Source organism: Bacteroidota bacterium (assembly GCA_034439655.1).
Classification (GTDB): Bacteria; Bacteroidota; Bacteroidia; order UKL13-3; family UKL13-3; genus CANJUD01.
Genome location: JAWXAU010000044.1, coordinates 1 through 9,351 on the forward strand (window position 1 = coordinate 1; position 9,351 = coordinate 9,351).

Consider the following 9,351-nt stretch of genomic DNA (forward strand, 5'->3'; position numbering starts at 1 on the left):
CCAAAACACACCACTACCTGTAACACTTTTAACCTTCAACACAAAAACAAAAAATGGAGCTGTATCTGTAACCTGGAGCACCGCTTCCGAAACCAATAATGATTACTTTGAGGTGGAACGCAGCATTGATGGAGGACAATATAAAACAATAGCCCAAGTAAAAGCAAAAGAACAGAAAAATGGTGGATGGAAATTCCAAACCCGAGACAGAAAGCCATGCACCACGGCCCTGTGGTAGTGCCTTGTTCTTACCAAGATTATATAAAAGCATCAAATGAAGAATTGCCCGAACGGTGGTGGAATATATATCAGAAGTTGATGTAGGGTGATATATAGAAAAATGGCAGTTAACTCTTAAAAAATTAACGCCAGAGTGTAACCTCACCTGAAATAGATTCGGATTTTATGTCGGTAAAATTTTTATTGCCCCACCATGTTAGAATATAAATATAGGTTTCTGCTAAAACAGGCATTCCATTATAAGTACCGTCCCAACCCTGATCGTTCTCTGTACCCGAATATACTTTTAGACCCCATCTATTAAAGATTGACCACTCATATTTTGCGATAAAAGTAGTGACAGGCTTAAATCGGTCATTTAATCCGTCGCGGTTGGGAGTGAAAGAGTTTGGAATAAATATTTTTGGAGGGCATTGGTCATAAATAAGTATAGAGTCTGATTGTTTACATCCAAAAGTATCAGTAGTATGCAATGTATAAGTACCCTCATGGTAAGCATCAATGCCCGCAGTATTTTCGCCTGATGGCATCCATACATAGGTATTATAACCCTGAACATCTATGAAGACACTTCCATTGTTATCACTGCAAAAGTTTTTATCTGTATCGAGATTTAATTTCTTATATGGAAAGTGCTTGAGTTTTAAAGTGTCGGTTGCAATACATCCGAACGTATCCGTTACCTGAACAGAATAATTGGAGGCTCGCTTTACTATAATAGAAACAGAGGTATCGTTGGTACTCCACAGATATTTGCCATACACATTGCATTTAAATAAAATACTATCATAAAAACAGATTGATGTGTCGTTTCCAAGTGAAAAATCAGGTCTTTCATCAACATATGCAACTGTATCAGAATAGTCTTTATCACATATTTTAGCACCCGAGGCAACGAGTTTTATATAATGTTTTCCGAAATTGATATTGGCGGGTATTTTTAATTTTTTGCCCGAACCAATATAAACAGAATCATTCATAAACCAATTGAAGGTAGTATATGCAGAATCGGCTATTGAGCGTAAAGTGTCGTTACATGATGAGATATTTTTATTAAAATCGGGATAAGTTAAATCATAATAAACCATAAAGGTCATAGATTTTTTAATACCTGTAGATTTTATACTATCTGGTTCTAACCATAGATTCCCAAATCCTATCCCTGGTTTATTATAGGCAATATCTACATGTCCACTTAAATAAAGTCTATTACAAGCATTAATTTCAATTCTATTTGGTATTACATGATTTGAATCAACCGGAAAATACGCATTCAATAAATTACCATTGGAAGCATATCTATTTATAAACATATTATAGTTATTTAAATCAGGACTTATGATATTATTAAATTTTTTTGAACCACCAAAATAAATACCTGTTACAAATATATTCATATCTCTGTCTAATGCTAAAGCCATGCCTGTTGCCCAACCATTACCTTCGCTTGTTTGAACCCAAAGCGGCGTTAAAGTTGAATCAAGCTTTAACAGAAAAAAATTATCTGTTGAAATGGCTGAATATTTTAGGTTTTTGAATTGTAAAATGTCTTTAAACTCACCTATAACATATACATTACCTTTAATATCATAGATTATTTGCCGTATATATACGTGCGAGCGTATATTTTTATTAAAATAGAAACGACCCAGTTCATTCCCCAAAGAATCTATCTGCGATAGGAAAGCCTTATTGCCACGACTGTTATATTGCTTTTGCGATGTATCTGATTCAAAACCTGCCAAACCTGCAACAATTATGGTATTATTAAGGTTCACTAAACCATAGCTAATGAATTGCGAACTGCCATATAGACTTCTATACTTTCTGTGCCAAATATATTGGCCTGTGTTTGAGAAGGCAATTACATAAGGATTTTCTGTTGTTGCACCCATATTCATTGTTTCAGAAATTATAGAATCACCGGTAGAAATTACATATACCTTGTTGTGTAATTCACCACCCAGATAAATCCTGTCCTTTTCGTAACTGAATATTCTAAAGAAAGCATTGCCAACTGTTTGCCTTAATAAGTATTGCGTGTTGTATATGGTACTATTATCTTTATTGATGCTGAATATATAAACCTTCACTTCACCATTTAGATCCGCTTTTTGAATGGTGATATTCCCTATAGTAAATGTATTTGAAATTGTGGCTAAAAGTGCAATTTGATGTTCAGCATTCCAAGCAAGTTGACATAATGCGTATGAATAAGGTAACTCCCAAATTATTTCTCCCTTGCGATTTAATTTAATAAGTGAATTTTTGTTAAAGTATTTTTTGTTTTTAGCATCAATTGTGCTACCTCTATTTTGTATTTTATAAATATTGCCTTCTTCATCTGTCAAAAAATGACCTAAAAATGTTTCGTCATTATTTACTACATAGCCCTTCTGCCAATGCTGGCAATAAGCATAGTTGTATATTAAAAAAAACCATATAAATGTAAAATGCTTCAAGAGGTTTAATAAATAATTATTTTACGAGTAATTTCATTTCCATTATTATTAAGTTTTATAACATATAAACCAGTATTAAGGTTTTGCACATTTATTTGCACATTTATTTGCTCTTGTATGTAGCCTGTAAAAACTTCTTTACCCACTACATTGTATATAGAACAGATACCCTTAAAACCCTTGATATACAATAGGTCGTGTGTTGGATTAGGATAAATTTGGATAACATCATACTGTCTTATTTCATTAACCCCATTATTAATATTTGAAAGACGAAAAAGAATAATACTGTCGCCATAAATATATAATTTATCTCCATTTTGATAGAAGTTTTTTAACAATCCCGGTTGCCCCTCTATACTATCCTAGTAAAATAAACTGTCATTTATTCCAATACTATATATTTTCCTTTTGTTGTCTAAAATAAAGATGGTGTCATGCTGTACCCGCAAACTTGTAATATTCAAAAATTGCCGATTAGAATTGATTTTCAGCCAAGTAGCCCCTTTGTTTTTAGTATATAGTAAATTTACATGGTCACTGAAATAGATATTATTTGTATCACGAATATAGATATTGGGCTGAAAAATTCCAACAGAGTCAGTAAATAAAACAGAAGAATGCCAACTATTACCTTTATCAGTAGAGATGTGCATTTTTCCGAAATCATTAACGGTGTGCCATGTTGTAGAATCAAACTTATAATAGACGGTGGTGTTGGTATTCAAATTAAGATAGGTGAGGGTTTTAAATCCATCATTGGTTTTAAATAGTGAGTCTCTTATAAAAAATAAGGCATTCAAACTATCATAAATAACCCCTTCGAACAAGGCTGGTGCGAGAAATTGCGATCGTTCTTCTGTGTAAATTACCCTCCGCCATGTTTTACCAAAATCTTTGCTCATCACTAGTAATTGATAATTATTAAATTTGAGTCTCTTATCTTTCCCCCACACCCAACAACAGCCATCTGAAGTGTAGGTTAAGCCCTTACTAATAATGTTTGAATCAATAAGTTTGTTATGCCATGTGTTGCCTTTATCAAAAGTATAATTTATATGGATGCCACCTATAGTAATAATGGTGTCGCTGCCAACAGTAACCATAGATTGTATTGGAAAATCAGACTTAAATGATTTTTCCCAATCTTGTGCATTTGTATCTTGCAGTAGCAAGATACAAATATATAGTATCAAATATTTCATGTTTATATATAAATTAAGCAATACATTAGTTACACCTTGTGTGTGTTATATTAATGTTTAACAACAAATTTAAGGCTTTTAACTGAAATATCATCTTGAATTAATTTTGCTATATACATTCCTGAAGCAAGCAAAGCGGTTTGTAGTTCAATGCCATTATCATTTTTATTTAAGGTTAGCACCATTAATTCTTTTCCTGTTATATCAGTAATAATGATATATTGCTTAAAAGAGTTGCTTTGCCCTGTATTAATTTCAAACTTTATATAATCGTTAGCCGGATTAGGATACACAATTAATTTTTCTGCAACCCTTCCCATTGAATTTGCTATTCCAGCAGGAAAACCATGGCAGGTTATATCAGGACAAGTATTAGCTGAGGTATTATTATGAACGTTGACTAAATTTCCTGCAGTAGCATTTATTATCGCAAGATTATTATTACGTCCCATATCATATTCGTAAACAACTAACTGGTCAGCAAAAAAATTGTCTATAACAAAAACTCCCCTTGAATGTGTATTTCCAGAATTTTTACCGCCAGACGCCTGATCTATGATTGTGCCAGTTACAGTTATATCATAAGGTATGTCCTCGAAAATATTGCACCATACATCAATGTTCATGGTATTTGTTGCATCTTTTAAAACTATGCCTTTCACTGTTGTTTTAGTGGTGCCGTTATGGGTTAAATTATTTTTATATATTCTACCAAATATAGTTAGCGGGTCATTGACTTCAACAAATTCAACTATCGGGTCATTACTTGTTAAAATGTTGTTGTATATAATTGGATTAACACTTGAATTCAGCGAGGAAATGATAGGCACATACGACAAAAAGAAGAACAAAGAAATACCTGTTGCAAAGCCCACCGAAAGTAAAAACTGACACATATCATACATTTTTACTGACGGAAATTAGTTATCGCCATTCTTTTCAAACGGAATATTGCAGCACAATAAAGTTTAACAAGAAACACTACACAAAAAACAAAATACCATTGGGAAACAAAACAACCACTTTAAGAAGGTTCTCACATTTTGTAAATGAACACCTTTGTACTTTGTACAAAATGCTAATAGACAAATGCTTTTCAATAGTATCGAAGTGCAAAATAAGAATGCTAACAATTCCATACGAAATGACTAGTAAAAAGGACAGAACTATAAAAGTAAGACAGTCAGTTTGTATGCACAAAGCAAATGATTGGTTGAATGTGTTTATACACTGGCTCAAGCAGCCTTCTTCTATGCTGAACAGCACAGTAAAATTAGGGCTATACCCCAAAATAGCGTAACTTTGTGCCGCAAAATCAAATAAAAGTTAAACAAAAAAGACAGATTAGATAAAACCCTGCATGATTTTACATTCTTTCACCCTTTAAGCAACGTAAGAAAAGAACAAGTTTTAAAAGCCTGCGTTTTAAATCCTACTTTGATTATATTAAGAAAACAGAAACAGAATATAAAAAAATATATTTGAAAACATGTAAGACAATTATAAAAGTGGTATCAGCAGCTAACTTGCTTTACAATAATATTGCAACCACTTTACATAAACATACACTATAATAAACTTAAAAAATAAAAACCAACAGAGATAACAACAGTGCAATGAAAAAAGTAATTACAAGCATTTTATGCCTTTTCGCAGTATTCAGCTCGCAGGCCCAAGTCAAAATAGCCAACTTTGGCGTTGATGGTGACTTCTATGCCAACTATCGCCAGTTTGGCTCATTTACCGCCAGCGGCAGCGATGACTGGTTTAACAGAACCTCAGGAACAGGTGTAGGGGTAATTGATACCAATGGCGGTGCTGCTTTTCTCACTTTTCTGAAAGCTGACCGAGCAAATAGGAATGCTCAGTTTACGGTTGGTATGTCGGTGCCTTTCTTCAGTATCAGAAACGGCAACAGATTATTGGATGCTCGATACAATAGAGATAACCACAAATCGGCTATCATGAATGATTCTACCATGTATCCTACCTCTAGCAAAAATGGTGAGAACCCACTTGTATGGAGTCACGGCATAGGGAATGTGAATTCTAAAAACGATATTGTTGACTTTTATGCCCATTACAGAAGAAACGGAACAGGCAATACAGATTCGCTGTGGCTATATGGTTCCATAACCACCATTGATAATACGGGTAGCCGTTACAACGATTTTGAGATATACCGTTCAGCATTAAATTATGACCAAAGTGCAGGGTTTACGGGGTCGGGGTCTGACTCAGGACACGTAGCGTGGACATTTGATGCAAGCGGCAACGTGACCAAGGCAGGAGATATGATTGTAGCTACTTCCTATAGTAATTCGGGAGTTAATACATTTGAAGTTAGAATATGGACACGTGATACAAATTTTAATTACGTAACCCCTGCTAAGTTTAAATGGGGGTCAAATTTTGATGGTGACGGAAACAATGCAAAGTTTGGCTATGCTACGGTTTTGCCTATCAACGCTAGCTCAGTATACTACTATTCTTATAACAACGCCAATGATACTACTGGAGCTTCGCCATGGCAAACTTTTGATGGGCAAACCGACAGTTTAAGAACAACTTATTTGAGCAACCAAATGATAGAGTTTGGTGTTAACCTTTCATTGCTGGGTCTGGATCCCGCATCCATAAGTGGTTTCAACGCTGCCTGCGACGATATTTCCCTTAAGGTTATGTGCAAATCTCGTTCATCAGCGTCTTTTACTTCACAACTACAAGATTTTTCAGGACCAGTTCCATTCGGAGATTTTCCTGATATTTCTACATTTTCATCTGTCACATACAACCCTTTGTGTGCAAGTGCCACATCAAAGCAATTGATTGGATCACCAAACCCAGTATACGACCCATCAACTTTAATTTACCAGTGGAATTCCTATAGCGGCGGTGTAATCGTTGGCGATTCGACAAACGACACGGTGGTGGTTTCAAAAACAGGATTATATATTTTAACTATGTCCTTGCTTAGTGGATGCTCCAACTCAGCAGCTAAAGATACCTTTTATGTTGTGGCTGATAATGACTGCGACGGGCTCGTAGATTTGAATGACGTGGACGATGACGACGATGGAATATTAGATGTGGTTGAAGCGTGCGGATACGGTGCAACAAGTTTTGCTTGTGTGGGTGGCGACCCAGGCTTGGATGCCGACGCAGATAATATACCTAACTATAAAGATGCTAACTTCTGCACGCTTAATAGCAAAGGGGTTTGTGCTTCTTTAGATTTTGATGGTGATGGAATTATAAACCAATACGACAGAGATAGTGATAATGATGGTATTCCTGACCTGATTGAAGCAGGTGGAATTGATATAAATGGCGATGGTAAAATAGATACCTTAATCGATTCAGACTTAGATGGTATTATGGACAAATATGATGTGAGTTGCAATGGCGGTACAACCTCTAACAGAGCCAATGTAATTGTGACAAGCGTTGGCTCCATTAACAACCAAGCTAATATTATAGATACCGATACCACTACTTATGGCGAATTAGCTTCATCGGGAGCCTATGTAGTTTTGCAATTGCAAGACACTGTTTTGGCAGGTACTCAAATAAAACTAAGAGTCGCCTCAAGCGGAAGTAGCCCAACCACCTTCGAAATAATTCAGGATTCAATACTCACAGGCAAATATTATAATACCCAGAGCTATAGTGTATCAGGCAGCACCCCACAAACAGTTACTTATACATTAAACTCTGCCACTTCAAAAATCAGAATTAAGAGAACCTCGCTTTCAAATTATACGAGACTTTATTCCGTTAAATATTCATTCTTAAATTGTAGCGGCAATATTGGAACAGCCATTACCAACGCCGATGTGGATGGTGATGGTATAAGAAGTTATTTAGACTTAGATAGCGACAACGACGGAATCCCCGACCTTGTAGAGGCGGGAGGTGCTGACGATAATAATGATGGATACGTAGATGACTATAATCCCACAACAAAAAACTTTACAAAAACAGATTATGATAACGATGGATATTCATCGGTATATGATGCAGATACAAACTCAACAGGAATTACCAATGCCCAAGTTAAAAGCGGCGGCCTAGTAACTTCTGGCCCACTTATTATTACAGGAGCTGATGGAAACAATGATGGTAAACCAAATTCATATCCTAATGGAGATCCCGACGGTGATGTTAAATTAAACATGTACGACCTTGATGACGATGGTGATGGCATAGTTGACCTCGTTGAAGTTGGCGGAACAGATAGCAATAGAGATGGCAAAGTAGATTCATATACTGATAGCGATGGTGATGGATGGAACAATACGCAAGATGGATTTGGAACCAGCAATGGCAATACACCTCTTGTATCACCCTCGATCGATGCAAATGACAATGGATATCCAGATGGCACAACACGTTGGACTACCGACAACCCAGATGGCGATAAATATGCAAACTTTATAGATATAGATAGTGATGGCGATGGTATTACTGATAATACAGAAGCACAAGCCACGGCATCATACGTTGCCCCAGGTGGTACAGATACCAATGGTGATGGACTTGATGATGCTTATGGAACCACTTCAGGTAGCAAAGGACTCGTGCCAGTAAATACAGATGGTACCGACAATCAAGATTATTTAGATTTAGATAGCGATAATGATGGATATTCAGATGCGATAGAAGGACATGATACCGATGGAGATAATATCGCAGATGCTGGAAGTAATGCAAATAATGGGGTTCCAACAGGTTTAGATATTGATTTTGATGGATTAGATGATGGATATGATAATAATACAGCATCATATAATGCTACTAATGGCAGTTTAACTCCAAGTTCACATCCAAATATTGACCTTGCAGCTACCTCAGAAAGAGATTGGCGTGAACCTGTTTATGCCATATATGGACAGGTATTTAACGATAGGGGCGGCATGACAGATAACATTGTAAATGGGGTTGGGATTGACGTTGCAAGCGGCTCACAACTATATGTATATTTAGTCGATTCTGTAACCGGAAGAATTATAAGGAAATCTATGTTAAATACAGGAAACGGTACTTATAATTTTCAAAATTTAAATAAAGATACCGCTTATATTATTAAGGTTTCTACTTCAAACTTAGCTTTATATGCTTCTGGGTCTTCCATTAATTCCTTACCAGCTAATTGGGCAAGTACTGGAGAAAACTTTGGTACATATAATGTTTTAAGTGCGGGCAATGAAAGCGGCACAGCAAATAGCCAAATTGGAGTAAAGATAGGAACCGCTAATGTTACTGGGATTAATTTTGGTATAGAGCAAAGACCTTTAGGAACTGATAAAACAGCAGCAAGTCAAGTAAACCTAGGTGGAACCGTAACCGTAAGAACACCTAGCTTAGCAGCTACCGATTTAGAAGATGGAACCAAAGGTCAGGGAAGCAAATTCAAAATATCGACCTTGCCAACCAATGCAACA

6 protein-coding genes are annotated in these 9,351 nt (G+C 35.8%); 2 read left to right on the forward strand and 4 right to left on the reverse strand.

Going from position 1 to position 9,351, the window contains the following annotated elements:
- A partial coding sequence (locus SGJ10_02795; protein MDZ4757054.1) for a hypothetical protein occupies window positions 1-238 on the forward strand: 238 nt, incomplete at its 5' end.
- Window positions 239-362: 124 nt separating this feature from the next.
- On the opposite strand, the gene SGJ10_02800 is transcribed toward SGJ10_02795, so the two are convergent.
- The 4 genes from SGJ10_02800 to SGJ10_02815 all read right to left on the reverse strand — a co-directional run bounded on the left by SGJ10_02800 (window position 363) and on the right by SGJ10_02815 (window position 4,782).
- Window positions 363-2,702 (reverse strand): gliding motility-associated C-terminal domain-containing protein, encoded by a 2,340-nt coding sequence (locus SGJ10_02800; GenBank protein ID MDZ4757055.1) that lies wholly within the window; start codon window positions 2,700-2,702, stop codon window positions 363-365.
- 5 nt (window positions 2,703-2,707) lie between these two features.
- The gene (locus SGJ10_02805; protein MDZ4757056.1) at window positions 2,708-3,043 is read right to left on the reverse strand and encodes a T9SS type A sorting domain-containing protein; all 336 of its coding nucleotides are present in this window, start codon (window positions 3,041-3,043) and stop codon (window positions 2,708-2,710) included.
- A gap of 24 nt (window positions 3,044-3,067) precedes the next feature.
- Window positions 3,068-3,877, reverse strand: a complete 810-nt coding sequence (locus SGJ10_02810; GenBank protein ID MDZ4757057.1) for a hypothetical protein — start codon at window positions 3,875-3,877, stop codon at window positions 3,068-3,070.
- 80 nt (window positions 3,878-3,957) lie between these two features.
- The gene (locus SGJ10_02815) at window positions 3,958-4,782 is read right to left on the reverse strand and encodes a T9SS type A sorting domain-containing protein (protein ID MDZ4757058.1); all 825 of its coding nucleotides are present in this window, start codon (window positions 4,780-4,782) and stop codon (window positions 3,958-3,960) included.
- Window positions 4,783-5,523: 741 nt separating this feature from the next.
- Here SGJ10_02815 and SGJ10_02820 point away from each other — a divergent pair.
- The coding region (locus tag SGJ10_02820; GenBank protein MDZ4757059.1) for a hypothetical protein at window positions 5,524-9,351 on the forward strand (3,828 nt) is incomplete at its 3' end.